The 14,142-nt window shown below is 69.8% G+C and carries 6 protein-coding genes; all 6 read right to left on the reverse strand.

Features of this window, described 5'->3' with window-relative positions; translation table 11 throughout:
* Window positions 1-43 precede the first annotated feature (43 nt).
* The gene (locus ASG75_RS10085; protein WP_056388499.1) at window positions 44-3,106 is read right to left on the reverse strand and encodes an efflux RND transporter permease subunit; all 3,063 of its coding nucleotides are present in this window, start codon (window positions 3,104-3,106) and stop codon (window positions 44-46) included.
* A complete protein-coding gene (locus ASG75_RS10090) occupies window positions 3,103-4,155 on the reverse strand; it encodes an efflux RND transporter periplasmic adaptor subunit (RefSeq protein ID WP_056388501.1) in 1,053 nt (350 codons plus the stop codon). The genes ASG75_RS10085 and ASG75_RS10090 overlap by 4 nt, the downstream gene beginning before the upstream one ends.
* Window positions 4,152-5,570: a TolC family protein gene (locus tag ASG75_RS10095; RefSeq protein ID WP_056388504.1), complete on the reverse strand. Its 1,419-nt coding sequence runs from the start codon at window positions 5,568-5,570 to the stop codon at window positions 4,152-4,154. Before ASG75_RS10095 ends, ASG75_RS10090 begins: the two co-directional genes overlap by 4 nt.
* A 55-nt stretch (window positions 5,571-5,625) precedes the next feature.
* A complete protein-coding gene (gene pbpC / locus ASG75_RS10100) occupies window positions 5,626-7,962 on the reverse strand; it encodes a penicillin-binding protein 1C (RefSeq protein WP_056388507.1) in 2,337 nt (778 codons plus the stop codon).
* A 219-nt stretch (window positions 7,963-8,181) separates the two neighbouring features.
* The gene (locus tag ASG75_RS10105) at window positions 8,182-13,179 is read right to left on the reverse strand and encodes an alpha-2-macroglobulin (RefSeq protein ID WP_056388508.1); all 4,998 of its coding nucleotides are present in this window, start codon (window positions 13,177-13,179) and stop codon (window positions 8,182-8,184) included.
* A 102-nt stretch (window positions 13,180-13,281) separates the two neighbouring features.
* The gene (locus tag ASG75_RS10110; RefSeq protein ID WP_056389275.1) at window positions 13,282-14,100 is read right to left on the reverse strand and encodes an alpha/beta hydrolase; all 819 of its coding nucleotides are present in this window, start codon (window positions 14,098-14,100) and stop codon (window positions 13,282-13,284) included.
* Between the last annotated feature and the right edge of the window lie 42 nt (window positions 14,101-14,142).

Genomic DNA, 14,142 nt, shown 5'->3' on the forward strand with positions numbered 1-14,142 from the left:
TGGAATGGTCGGCCCAGCATGTGCGCGATCGCTTATGCGCGCCTTAGCCGGCCGCCCTTTGCCCATCGCGGCGGCGCAGCAGCGCGTACAGCACCGGCATCAGCAGCAGCACCAGCGGCACCTGCACCAGCAGGCCGGCGATGATCGCCACCGCCAGCGGCTGCTGCATCTGCGAGCCCCCGCCGAGCGCCAGCGGCAGCAAGGTGAGCATCGCGGCCAGCGTGGACATCAGGATCGGCCGCGTGCGGTGCCGGCCCGCCTCATGCAACGCCTCGTGCAGCGGCATGCCGGCGGCGGCCTGTTCGAGTTCGGAGAAGTAGAAGATCGCCACTTCGGTGACGATGCCGACGATCATCGTCATGCCCATCATCGCCGAGATGTTCAGCTCGATGCCGGTCAGCCACAGCCCGGCGAACACCGCAGGGATCGCCAGCAGCGGCATCGCCAGGATCACCAGCGCCACCCGGAAACTCTCGTACAAAAACAGCAGCAGGGCGAACACCAGTGCGATCGCCGCCAGCAGCACGATGGTCAGCCCGCGAAACGCCTGCTGCTGCTGCTGGTACAGGCCGCCGAGCTGGTAGTACATGCCCTTGGGCAGCAGGCCGGGCCGGGCCAGCACGCGCTTGACGTCGGCGATGGTGGCGCCGAGGCTGCGCCCGCTAATGCGCCCGGTCACCGCGACCATCCGTTTCAGGTTGTCGCGGGTGATCTGCGGCTGGCCCTGCACCTGCTTCAGCGTGGCCACCCGCGACAGCGGCAGCAGGTGACCGTCGCCGGCGCGGATCGGCAGCGCGGCGACCTGTTCCAGCCGCTGATGCGTCGCGGCCGGCAGGCGCACGCGCACACCCACCAGCTTGCCGTCGGTGGGAAGTTGCGCCGCCACGGTGCCGTCGATCGCCGCGGCGACCTGATCGGTGACGCTGGCCGGGTCGAGACCTTCCAGCGCGGCCCTGGCCGGATCGACCTGCACGGTCAGCGCATCGCCGGCCGGGTTGATGCCATTGCGCACGCCGACCACGCCGCCGACCTTGCCGACCGCCGCGGCGACCTTGCCGGCGGTGGCGGAAAGCTGGGTCGGGTCGTCGCCGTACAGCTGGATCTCGATCGGTTGCGGCACCGCCACCAGGTCGCCGATCAGGTCCTCCATCAGCTGCGACAGCTCGATGTCCAGCCCCGGCACATGCTGCTCGACCTCGCCGCGAACCTGCTCCATCACCTGCTCGGTGTCGGGGCGCGAGCCGCTTTTCAGACGCACGAAGAAGTCGCCCTGGTTCGCCTCGGTGAGGCCGCCGCCGAGCTGCAGGCCGGTGCGCCGCGAATAGGTGTCCACGTAGGGATTCGCGCGGATGATCGTCTCGACCTGGCGCAGCAGCCGGTCGGTTTCCTGCAATGAAGTACCCGGCGGCGACAGGTAGTCGAGGATGAAACCGCCCTCGTCCATCTGCGGCATGAAGCCGGTGCCGACGCGGGTGAAAGCCAGCCCACCGACCAGCAGCAGCGGCACGACCAGCAGCAACACCAGCAGCGGTCGCTGCAACCAGTGCTGCAGGATGTTCTGGTAGCCCTGCATCATGCGCCGGGTGAAGCGGCCCGGTGGATGTTCGGCGCGATGGCGTTCGTCGAGGAAACGTTCGGCCAGCAGCGGCACCGCGATCCAGGTCAGCAGATACGAAATGACCAGCGCGCTGGCCATGGTCAGCGACAGCGCCTTGAAGAACGCGCCGGTGACCCCGGTCAGAAACGCCAGCGGCAGGAAGATCACCACGGTGGCGGCGCTGGAACCGGTCAATGGGCGGGTGAACTCCCACGCCGCGGCAGCGATCCGTTCGTGCACTTCGCCCGCGTCCTGCGCGCCTTCGCCCGGATGCAGCCGGCGCATGATGTGTTCGAGCATCACGATCACGTCGTCGATGATCAAGCCGACCGCCGCGGCCATGCCGCCCAGCGTCATCATGTTGAAACTCATGCCGAGCACCGACAGCAGCAACACGGTGATCGCCAGCACCGCCGGCACCACGATCAGCGCGACCAGGATCACCCGCGTGTTGCGCAGGAACACGAACAGCACCAAGCCGGCCAGCAGCACGCCGATCAGGATCGCATCGCGCACGCTCGCCGCCGCGCCGCTGACCAGCTGGGTCTGGTCGTACCAGTTGGCGAGGCGCACGCCGGAGGGCATCTGCGGCGCGTAGTCGGCCAGCCGCTGCTTCACGTCCTTCGCGATCTGCACGCTGTTGCCGTCGGGCTGCTGGTAGACCTGCAGCAGCACCGCGTCCTGGCCGTCGGCGTTGACGCGGATCCACTGCGGCACGTGGTCGAGGCTGACCGCCGCCACGTCGCCCAGCCGCACCGCGCCGCCGGGGCCGGCGCGCAGCACGATGCCGCGCAGCGCGGCCAGCGTCTTCGGCTGGTTGTCGGCCAGCAGCAGGTACAGCTTGTAGTGATCGGCGACGCGACCCATCGCCTGGATCGTCGCCGCATGGCTGACCGCCGTGGCCACGTCGGCCAGGCTCAGTTGCAGCGCGCGCAGCTTGCCCGGATCGACGTCGGCGTGGAACTCGGCCACCTCGCCGCCCTGCACCTGGACCTGGGCCACGCCGCTGATCCCGCTCAGCAACGGACGCAGCTGGTACTCGGCCAGGTCGTGCAGCGCACTCGGCGACTGTGTGTGCGAGCGCAGGCTGTAGGCCAGCACCGGGAACGTACTCGGGTCCATCCGCCGGGTGCTCAGCTGGGTGCCGGCCGGCAGCTGCGGCAGGATCTGCCCGGCCGCGGCATTCACTTCCTGCAGCGCCGCGGCCATGTCCGCGCCCCAGTCGAACGTCACCGCCACCTCGGCACTGCCGCGGCTGGTGGTGGAACGCACGTCGCGCACGCCGCGCACGTGGCGGATCGCCTCCTCCACCGGCGTGGTCACCTCGATCGCCATCTGGTCGGCCGGGCGGTCGCCCGCATCCAGCGACACTTGCACGCGCGGGAAGGCCACGTTCGGGAACAGCGCTACCGGCATCCGCAGCGCGCTGGCGATGCCGCCGATCGCCAGCATCAGGGCGAGGAACAGCAGCGAACGCCGATGCCGTTGCATCCATGCGGTGACGCTCACCGGGCGGACTCCCGCACCGCATCGCCGTCCGCCAGTTCGTAGGCACCGAGCACGATCACTTTCGCCCGCGCATCGAGCGGGCCCTGCACGCCGACGGGATCGCCGCCCGGGCTGCGCAGCGTCACGTCGATGCGTTTGGCGTGACCGTGCTCAAGCTCGAACAGGTAGTCGCCGTGTTCATCGTGCAGCACCGCCGCACGCGGTACCGCCCACGCGCTGAAATCGGCCGTGCGGATCTGCGCATCCAGCGCGGCACCGGCGACCAATGCGACGCCGGCCTCGGCCGGCAATTCGACCTGTGCACCGAGCAGATGGGTCTGCGGGTCGATCGACTGGCCGATCATGCGCAACGTGCCCACGAAGCCGGCCTGGTCGCCATACACGCTGCGCAGTTGCACCGACATGCCGGCACGCAGTTTCGCGCCGTCTTCCGGCTGCACGCCCAGTTGCGCCACCAGCGCATGCGCCGGGGTGAAACCCAGCAGCGGCGTATTCGCGGCGAAGCGCTCGCCCAGACCCACGCCGAGTGTGCCGACCACGCCATCGGCCGGCGCGCTGACGGTTTCCTGCGCGCTGCCGCCACCCAGCGCGCGCTGCGCCGCCAGCGCGGCCTGCGCGTCGGCCAACGCCTTGCGCGCGGTCGCCAGTTGCGACTGCGTGGCCAGCCGCTGTGCCACCAGTTGTTCGGTACGCTTGAGTTCGCCGCTGGCTAGGCCCAGCGCACTCTGCGCCTGCTGGTACGCGCTGCGCGCGGCCGGGTCGGGCGCGATCGTCAGCAGCGGCTGATCGCGCCGCACGCTCTGCCCGGCCGTCACATGCAGCGCCACGACCTGGCCGCCATGCGCAAGGCTGATCGCACGCGCGCGCTGCGGATCGCCTGCCGCGCTGCCCCAGGCTTCGACGGTGTCGTGAAAGCTCTGCTGCACCGGCGTGGCGGTGGTCACCGCCACCTGGCCTTTGGCCACCGCCGCTTCTTCGTCATCGGCGGCGCCGTGGCTGCACGCGGCCAGCAGCAGGCACAACAGCGGCAAGAGCAGCGATCGGTTCATGGCGTGGACGCCTGTGCGGGAACGGGATGGGCGATAGCGCCAAGCTCGGTGTTGCCGAGCAGCGCTTCCAGCGCGATCGACTGCGTGGCCTGTTGCTGCTGCACGGCGAGCAGGTCGAGGTCGGCGGCCAGCGACTGGCTGCGGATCGCCAGCCAGGTCGGCCAGTCCAGCAGGCCTTGCCGCCATGCTTGTTCTGCGGCGCCGCGCGCGTCGGCCAGTTGTTTCGCGTGGGCAGTCAACGTGCGCTGCTGCCGATCCAGCGTGGCGAGATCGGCGCCGAGCCGCTGCATGTCGCTGCGCGTGGTCAGCACGCGCGCTTCGTAGTCGTCCTTCAATTGCTGCCGGGTCGCCTGTTCGATCGCGATGTTGCCGCGATTGCGATCGAACAGCGGCAGCGTGATGCCGAGGCTGAAGCCGTGGGTGTAGATGGCGCTGGTGTCGCGTGCGCTGTTGAAGCCGATGTTCAGCGCGGGAAACTGCGCCAGCACCGCGCCGCGCAGTTTGGCTTCCTGCGACTGGTAACCCGCCTGCAGCGCCAGCAGATCGGGCCGCCGGCGCGGCAACTCGGCCAGCGCCTGCTGCAACTGCGCCGAGGTCGGGGTGACTTGATAAGGCGCGCCGACCAGCTCCAGCGGTGCCGTCGGTGCGAGCCCGAGCAGCACGTGCAGGTCGCTGTCGGCCTGATGCAGGGCGACCGCGTTGTCGGCCTGCTGTTTGCGCACGTCCGCGGCGGCATTGAGGCCGGCGCTGGCGCCGTCGTAGGTGAGGTTGCCGGCAGCCAGTGCCGCATGGATGTAGCCGCCGACCTGGTCCAGCGCCGCCTGTTCGCCGGCCAGCCGAACCTGCTGCGCGCGCAGGTTCAGCACCTGGTCGAACAGCAATCGTGCCTGCGCCACGGTCTGCCACTCCGCCCACAGCAGGTCGAGGTTCACCTGCCCGGCCTGGCTGCGCGCCGCCGCCTGGCGCGACGAGCGCGTCAGCAGCGCGCTGATGTCTTCACTCAGCCCAAGGTTGAACGCCGTAGTCAGGCCGCCGCCGGAGTGGCTCGGAAAATCCTCGCCCAGGCTCAGCTGCGGATCGGGCAGCAGCCCGGCCGCGAACGCCTGCGCGCGGGCCACGCCCAGTTCGTCGCGCTTGAGCTTCAACGCCGGGCTGTTCGCCACCGCCAGCATCGCCGTCTCGGTGACGTCCAGCCCGTCGGCGGGATCGAAGCGATGCGTCGCCAGCGACGGCAGCGGCATGTTGGCGGTGGGCGCAACGAGTTGCGCCACGCTGGCCGCACCTTCGCCCCGGCCCAGCGGCAGCGGCGCGTAGCTGGCGCAAGCCGACACGATCAACGTGACGGCGACGACCCAGGTCATGCGCAGACCGGATGTCACCGCGGGAAGGTGTCGCTGGTGGCCGGCATCATGCATGCCGCCATTCTGGAAGCCGCCGCTTAGTTCTTTCTTAAGGGCCGAACGGCAGGTATCACGACGACGGCCCCACCACGCGCAGCGCGATGGTGGCGAAGGCGCCGTCGCGGGCGAGCGCGGTGATCCGGTAATCCCCGGCCTGCGGCAAGGTGATCGCGATCGCGGCATCGGCGTCGCTGCTGCCTTGCAGGCGGCCGTTGAGCAGCCATTGCACGGTGGTTTGCGTGCCCAGCGCATGCAGCGTGACGCGCAGCGGCTGCTCGCTGTTCGGCGCGCGGCGCAAGGTGACGCCGTTGCCCAGGCCGGTGATGCGGATCGGCGTGGCGCGATCGAGCGAGTCGGCGGCGCAGCCGGACGCGAGCGGCGGCAGCGCGGAGCGGGCGCGGTCGTCCACGCTCAGCCATGGCGTGGCCAGCGCGGGCCAGCGCGCCAGCTGGATCGTGTGCTCGTGGCTGGCGTGACAGGCGCCGCTCAAGCGCTGGCCTTTGGCATTCACGCGCAAGGTGAGCAGGCCGGACGACCACGCGCCGAGGTCGCGTTCGGCAAACGTGGGCGGCAGCGCGTCGTCGAGCACCCATGCGATGCGGCGCTGGCGGCACAGCGCGGGATCGGTGGCGGCGACCGCGCCGCCGAGCGGCCAGCAGATCTCGACCGACTTCACGCTGGCCGGCTGCGCGCGCGCGCGGCCGCCGCGCGAAGGCAGCATGTCGACGATTTGGAACAGCAGCGGCAGCGCGGTCACCGCGCCGTACTGGCCAGGTGACGGCGTACCGTCCGGGCGGCCGATCCACACGCCGATCGTCCAGCGGTCGGTAACGCCGATCGACCAGGCGTCGCGATAGCCGTAGCTGGTGCCGGTCTTCCACGCCACCGTGGCGTGCCGGTTGATCGCGCCGGCGAGCGGGCCTCCTTCGACATCGGCCGGGTTACTGGCGAGGATGTCGCGGATGATCCACGCCGCGCCGGGCGACAGCAGCCGGCGCGGGTGCGTCGGTTGTTCCAGCGTGTAGCGCGGCGTGCCGGCGATGCCGCCGTTGGCGAACGCGGTGTACGCGCCGACCAGATTTTCCAGCCGCGTCGACGCGCCACCGAGGATGATCGAGAGGTTCGGCTGCGCGCCATCCGGCAGGCCGAGGTCGACGCCGCCATTGGCCAGCCGCGCGACGAAACGGTTCGGCCCGACCCGATCCAGCACATCCACCGCCGGCACGTTGAGCGAGCGCTGCAGCGCCTCGGCGGCGCTGACCGGCCCCGAGAACGCCTCGTCGAAATTGCCCGGCTTGTAGCCGCCGAAATCCTGCGGCGCATCGACCAGCAGGCTCTGCGAGTGGATCAGGCCATCGTCCAGCGCCAGGCCGTACAGGAACGGTTTCAGCGTCGAGCCGGGCGAGCGCGGCGCGTTCACCATGTCGATGTAGCCGTGCCGCTGCGGATCGGCGAAGTCGCTGGTGCCGACGTAGATGCGCGCTTCCAGCGTCGCGTTGTCGACCACCAGCAGCGCCGCCGACGTGTGCGCCGGCAAGCGCGAAAGATACGCGCTGACCCGATCCTCGGCGGCGCGCTGCAGGTTCGCGTCGATCGTGCTGGCGATGCGTCGCGCGTCCGGCTGCTGCCGGTGCAGGCGCTCGGCCAGCAGTGCGGCGGACAACGGCGCGCGCAACGAACGCGCCACCACCGGTTCGATCGCCGCGTCGCGCACCTCGGCCGCACTCCATCCGCCGAGGTCGCGCACGCGCCGCAGCACCTTGTCGCGCGCGGCGCGCGCCGCCTCGGGGTGGCGGTCCGGCCGCAGCCGGCTGGGCGACTGCGGCAATACCGCGAGCAGCGCCGCCTCGGCGTGCGACAGCCGGCTGGCCGGCTTGCCCAGGTACGCCCACGAGGCCGCTTCGACACCTTCGATCGGACCACCGAACGGCGCGTGGTTGAGGTACAGGTCGAGGATCTGCGGCTTGCTCAGGTGCGCTTCCAACTGCAGCGCGCGGAAGACCTGCACGAACTTGCCGCGGAAACTGTGCGGGATCGGCTCGATGATCCGCGCCACCTGCATGGTCAGCGTGGAACCGCCCGAGACGATGCGGCCGTGGCGCAGACCACCGGTGAGACCGCGTAGCAGCGCGTAAGGATTCACGCCGGGATGGCGGTAGAACCAGCGGTCCTCATAGGTCAGCAGTGCCCGCAAGTACAGCGGCGACACCTGCTTCGCGGTGGTCGGGTAACGCCACACGCCGTCGCTGTCGGCAAACGCGCGCAGCGGCGTGCCGTCGCGCGCCAGCACCACCGTGCTGCCGGTGTCGGGGGCCGGCAGGTGTAGCGGGAACAGGCGGTCGAGGATGACGGCGACGAGCAGCAGGAGGCCGACGATGATGAGAGCGACGCGAAGACATCGCCACATGCGAGAGCGGCGCGTGGAATCGGGCAGCGTGGCGGGGGTCCTCGTGGTCATGATGCGGGTCGGTTTGCCTTGCTCCCTCCCCTGCGCAGCAGGGGAGGGTTGGGGTGGGGTCGCTCTTCGTCGCACCGTAGCGAAAGTCAAAAGCCTTATCCCCTCCTAGCCTCCCCCTGCGACCGAAGGAAGTCCCTTTGGGGCAAGCAGGGGAAGGGACAAGAGCGGCTACGGTTCGACTACCGTGATCCGTGCGGGCTCGACCTTGCCGATACCGCGCACCGCCGGGCGGTACATGTCCTCGACCAGTGGCGGCGGCACGGTGTACGTGCCCGGCGTCACCGCGCGCACCAGGTAGAACACGCGGGCCTTGTCGCCGCGGCTGAGGTTCAGCGCGGCGGCGTAGCGGTCGTCGCGGTACTCCTCGTGCACGATCTGCGCCGCCGCGGCGTGCTCGTCCAGGTCGATGCCGTCGATCACCACGCCGGACCACGACTGCGCGCCGCCGAGGTTGAGGTTCTCCACCTCCAACCCGCCCGGCAGCAGATCGGTGACCAGCGCGTCGGGGACGTTCATGCGCGCCTCGATGCTCAGTTCGACGATCAGCGTGTCGCCCCCCTTCAACTGGCTGCCCGTCCACGGTTTGCCGTCGGTGGTGAAGTAACTGCGCCGCACGTCGATCTGGCTGTCGTCGGCCGGTGGTGCCTGCCGCGGAATGCCGGCAATGTCGAGCGTGGCGAAGATCGCCGCGTCGCTGGTCGGCTGCACGCTGACCCCGGCGTCGAGTTCGGCCACGCTGAGCGCGCGGCTCCACACGCGCTGATCCGGCGCCGCCTCGGTCTTGCCGTTCACCGTAATCGTGGCGGCCAGTGGCGCGTTGCTCTTCGCATCGAACGCCGCCGCCACGCGGGCGATCGCCGCCTGCTCCTGCGTGCTCAGGTACGACCACGACCAGCGGTAATCCTTGTCCTGCTGCTGACGTACCCGCACGTTCGCACTGGCGTTGCGCGCCCAGTCGACCAGCTTGGCGTCGTAGGCCGGCTTGCTCATGCCGTAGGTATGGGTGAGCGCCACCATCAGCGCGAGGTCGCGCAGGTCCGAGCCGTAGTCGCCGACGTACCACGGGCGCTCCTTGCTCCACGCGAACGCCTCGTCGATGGCTTTCTGCGCGCGCTCGTTGTCGCCCATCAGCTTCAGCGCGATGCCCAGGTGCACCAGCGGCAGCGGCGCGACCAGCTTCTGCCGCTCGTTGTCGAAGATCGCGCGCAGGGTGCCCAGCGGCGCGCGGTTGACGCGGGCCAGCACGAAGCCGGAGTACGCCTCGTCGGCGATGCGCAGGTGGTCGTGCTGCTCGTACTCGTAATACGGATGGCCGCCGGCGAGCAGGTCGTCGTTGAGGCGCTGCAGCGATTTCTGCAGCACATCCTGCGGCACCGCGAAACCGGCGTCGCGCGCGTCCAGCATGAAGTCGACTACGTACGGCGTGGTGAAGGTGACGATCGGGCTGCTGCCACCCCAGAAACTGAAGTGGCCGTTGCTGGCCTGGAACGAGGCGATCCGTGACAGCGCGCCGTCCACCGCGGCCTTGCGCACGGCGTCGCTCATCACCTCGGCGCCCAGCGCCTTGGCCGTCTGGCCGTCCAGGATCAACGCGGCATAGCCCTTGCTGGTGGTCTGCTCGATGCAACCGTACGGGTAGCGCAGCATGTCGCGCAGCGCGGCCGCGTACGGCAGCGGCGGCAAGGTGCTCAGGGTGATCCGCGCGTTCACGGTGGCCGGCAGCAGGCCGGCGATCGCGGCGGCGCCGAAGCGTTCGGGTTTGCCCGCCTCCAGCGCCATGGGCGTGGTGCTCACCGTTTCCGGCCAGGCCGGGCGCACGGCGAACTCGAAGTGGCGATCGACTTTGTAATCGTTGAGTTCGGCGTGGATGTCCACCGTCGCCACCGCCGCGCCCGCTTGCGCCGTCACCGGCATGTGCACGGTGCTGCCGGCGCCGTCCTTCAGCGGCACGCTCTGCACGGCCTTGTCCACCGCGATCGGGCCGCCGCCTTTCACGCTGACCTTGGCGATGCCGTCCTTGCCGGACAGGTTCTTCAGATCCAGGCTGATCACCGCCTTGTCGCCGGCCGCCATCACCCGCGGCGTGCTCGGCTCGACCACCAGCGGCGCGCGCACGGTGACCGTGCCGTCGGCGTTGCCGTAGCGGCTGTCGGTGTAGGCCAGCGCGGCCAGGCGCAGGCTGCCGTTGAAGTCGGGCACGTCGACGTGGAGCGTGGCCTTGCCCTGCGCATCGAACGCCACCGGGCCGGTGAACAGGTCGACGATCCGCACTTTCGGGTTGAGCCGGATGGCCTTGGGCAGCGCCGCGCCGCTCATGTCGCCGCCGTAGCGCAGCTTGGCCTCGGCACCGTCCATCGCCTCGATGATGCGGCTGTACAGGTCGTACGCATCGACGCCCAGCGCACGCTTGGCGAACAGCCACGCCCACGCGTCAGGCACCGGGTAGTTGGTGATGTTGAGCACGCCCTGGTCGACCGCCGACAGCGTGACGAACGCCTTCTGCCCGGCCAGGCCGGTGGCCTGCACGCTGACGTCGAGCGGGTTGCCCGGGCGCATCAGCGCGGGCGCGTCGAGCTTCAGCGGGATGCGCCGGTCGTTGCGGTCCATCGCCACGTATTCCACGCCCATCGCGCGGGCCGGCGTGGTGTGTTCGGCCGCCTCGCCGCCGCGGAACACCAGCGCCGTCACGTAGACGTCGTGGCGTTCCCATTCCCTGGTCACCGGGATCTCGAAGATGGCACCGGCTTTCGCGTCGATGTTCTTCGTGTAGAGCAGGTGATCCGATTCCACCAGCAGCACGCCGGGGCCATCGTGCGGCGGCGTCACGCTAACCTTCATGATGTCGCCGGCGCGGTAGCGCGCCTTGTCCAGCTGCAGCTTGACCTTGTCCGGGCGCGCCTCCTTGCCAAGGTTCTCGTCGTCCCAGCTGTAGCCGGCGAAGAACGGGAACACCGTGGTGAGTTGCGTGGCCGGGTCGTACACCTCGACGCGGTAGCTGCCCCACTGCACCGGGAATTCCACCTGGGCCGACTTGCCGGCGGCGACGTCGATGTCCTTTTCGTCGATCAGCTGCAGGCGCTGGTTCGCATTGGACTGCCAGCCGCCGCTGCGCTCGTACAGCCAGTAGAAATCGCGCAACTCGCGCTGCAGGCGCACTTTCAGATGCGCGCCGGCGACCAGTTCGCCGGCCGCATTCGCGCGCACGATCTCGAAGCCGACCGGGCTTTCGCTCTCTGCACCCTGCTTCGGATCGAACAGCGGGCGCACGCCGACCAGCGCGTCGGCCGGCCAGTAGGTGCGCTTGAGCAGCCGCGTCACCGCGCGGCCGCCGCTCTCGTACACGCTGCCGGACAGGGTCACCGCCAGCGGCGCGATCGGTTTCACATCGTCGGGTAGCGCCACGTCCTGCTCCAGCACGCCTTGCGCGTCGAGCTTGGCGTCGACCACGTCGTCGGCGCTCTTCGGCAGCTCGACCAGCGGGTTGCCGAAGAAGGTGTCCTTCATCGACGCCAGCGGGTGCACCTCCGGCGCCACCAGCAGTTTCGCGGTGAAGCGGTTGCCGTCGGCGGGCGCGCCGTACAGATAGCTGGAGGCGACCTTCAGCTTCAGCGGCTCGCTCGGCGCCAGCTGCGCCTGCGGGCTCGACAGCTCCACCTTGAGCCGCTCGGGCAGGAACTCCTCAACGTGGAACGGGAACGCCTGCACGGTCTCCTTGGCTGAAGGATCGAGGCGGAATTCCAGCTGCCACAACCCGGTCGGCGCATCGGCCGGGATCGCCTGGCTCAGCTCGAAATAGTTGAGCTGCTGCGGCTCCAGCCGCTTTTCCACCAGGGTGCGGCCGTCCGGCTGCTTCACCCGCACGAACAGCGACTGTGCCTTCATCGGCTTGCCGTCGTCGTCGCGCAGCAGCGCCGAGGCGCGCAGCGTCTCGCCAGGACGGTACAGGTCACGGCCGGACCAGGCGTACACCTCGAACGGCGCCTGTTTGCGGCCGCTGATGTCGAAGTTGGACACGTCCAGCGCCGGCCGGTTGAACGGCAGCACCGAGACGTCCTTGCCGTGGCGCGCGACCAGCACGTCGGAGGCCTTGACCTTGTACGCGAGCAGCGCGTTGCCGTCGGCATCCGTGCCGGCCTTGAGCTTGCTGCGCCCGGCCGCGTCACGGATTTCGATATTCACCGCATTCACCGGCGTGCCGTCGCGCAGCGAGGCGACGTGCAGCAGCACGTTGTCGCGGTACACGCGCAGGTGCAGGCCGAGGTCGCTGACGAAGAAGGTGGCAGTGTCGTAGCCATCCTTGAACGTGCCGCCGGCCTTGACCACGGCCATGTACACGCCCGGCTGCGCCAGTTCCTTGATGTTCTGCACAGGCAGGTAGGTCACGGTGCGTTCGTTCGGCTCGCCGCCCAGCGTGTAGTGGTTGGCGTAGACCGAGTCGGCGATCTCGGTGATCGGCATGCGGCTGCGCCGCTCGTCGCCTTCGCCGCAGCTGTTGTAGTAGGCGACGTCGTGGTCGAGCTCGTAGTTGTCGCGGTGGCCGTTGCGCGGGTACGCGCAGAACAGGTCCGACAGCGCGTCGTCGCGCACGCGGAAGAATTCCACGTCGGCATCGTGCACGTTCATCGACACCAGCGGCAGGCCGCGGGTGCCGCGCGCCGGCAGCACGCTGCCGTGCGAGGCGAAGCCGACCGCCGCCGGCAGGTTGCCGGAATACACGTCGTGCTTCACCGCATGACCGAGGGTGCGCCCGTCGGCGGCGAGCAGGCCGGCCTTCAGCTGCACCACATAGCGCGTGTTCGCCTGCACGAACGGGAAGCTCAGCGTCTTGCCGTCGTCGTCGAGGCTCCAGCTGCCGCCGACCACCTCGCCGTTCGGGCCGGTCACCGCGATCAGCATGTCGAACGCCTGCGCCGAGGCCAGCGTGGCGTTGAAGCGCAGGGTCAGCGCGGTGCGCGAGTTGCTGGTCTGCGAGCTGGCCGAGACCAGCGCGAACTCCGCTTTCGCCTTCGCCGGCACGGAAGCGCTGCCGGCCGGCGCACCCTGCAGGGCCGGCTTGCCGTTGTCGGGGCCGCGGTGGCAGGCCGCCAGCAGCAGGCCGAACAGCAAGCTGATCAGGACACGCGACAAGACTCGGCGCGAAAGGCACTCGTACGATCGACGCGACATGAAACCTTCTCCCTGTAGGTTTGCATGGGAGTATCGCCGGAATTCATGGCGACTTGGAGGCGCGGATCGGGCGCGCAGGCGGACGATGCGGCTTCCTTGCCGTCAATGCCGCGCGGACAGCGTCTGCCGACCCAGCCAGTCAGCCAGTTGCATCAGTACCTGCCCGCGCCCCGGCTCGGCTTCGTTGAACAGTTCGTGATACAGCGTCGAGAAGAAGCGCGTGGTCAGCTGCCCACTCGATGCGGCCTTGCGGGCAAACGCGCGGCTGCCGGCAGGATCGACCATACCGTCGCTGTCGGCCACCAGCAGCAGGGTCGGCAGCGGGAGCGCGGCGGCATCGGCGATGCATCGCGCGCCGTCGCGGAAAATGAAGTCGGCCAGCCGCGGGGTGATCCAGCCGTGCCGCAGCGGGTCGCTGCGATAGTCGGCGACCACCTGGCGGTCGTGCGAAAGCTGGTCGAAATCCAGCCCGCTGCGCAGCGGCAGGTTCGGCGCGATGCGGCCGAGCAGCCGCGCCAGCGCGATCATCCGCGGCGATTCCCAACTGCGCAGCACCGGCGAGGACAGCACCAGCGCCGGCGGTGCGATGCGGCCGTCCAGCACGGCGCGCGCGGCGACCAGGCCGCCCATGCTGTGGCCGAGCAGCAGCGGCGCATGCGGCAGGCCGCTGGCGTAGTCGTGGTAGACGGTGGCGAGGTCTTCCAGCAAGTCATCGCCGTGGCGCAGGCCGCCGCGGCGGCCCGGGGTCTTGCCATGGCCGCGCTGGTCGTAGCCGCGCACGGCGTAACCGCGCTGGTTGAACCATTGCGCCAGCCGCTGGTAGCGGCCGCTGTGCTCGCCCAGTCCATGCACGATCAGCACCGCGCCGCGCGCTTGCGGCAGCGGCCAGTCGCGCAGGAACAGCGGCTGGCCGTCGGCCATCGTCAAGGTCAGGTGGGTGTCGGCAGACTGGCCTGGGTGATC

The organism is Rhodanobacter sp. Soil772 (assembly GCF_001428385.1).
Taxonomy (GTDB): Bacteria; Pseudomonadota; Gammaproteobacteria; order Xanthomonadales; family Rhodanobacteraceae; genus Rhodanobacter.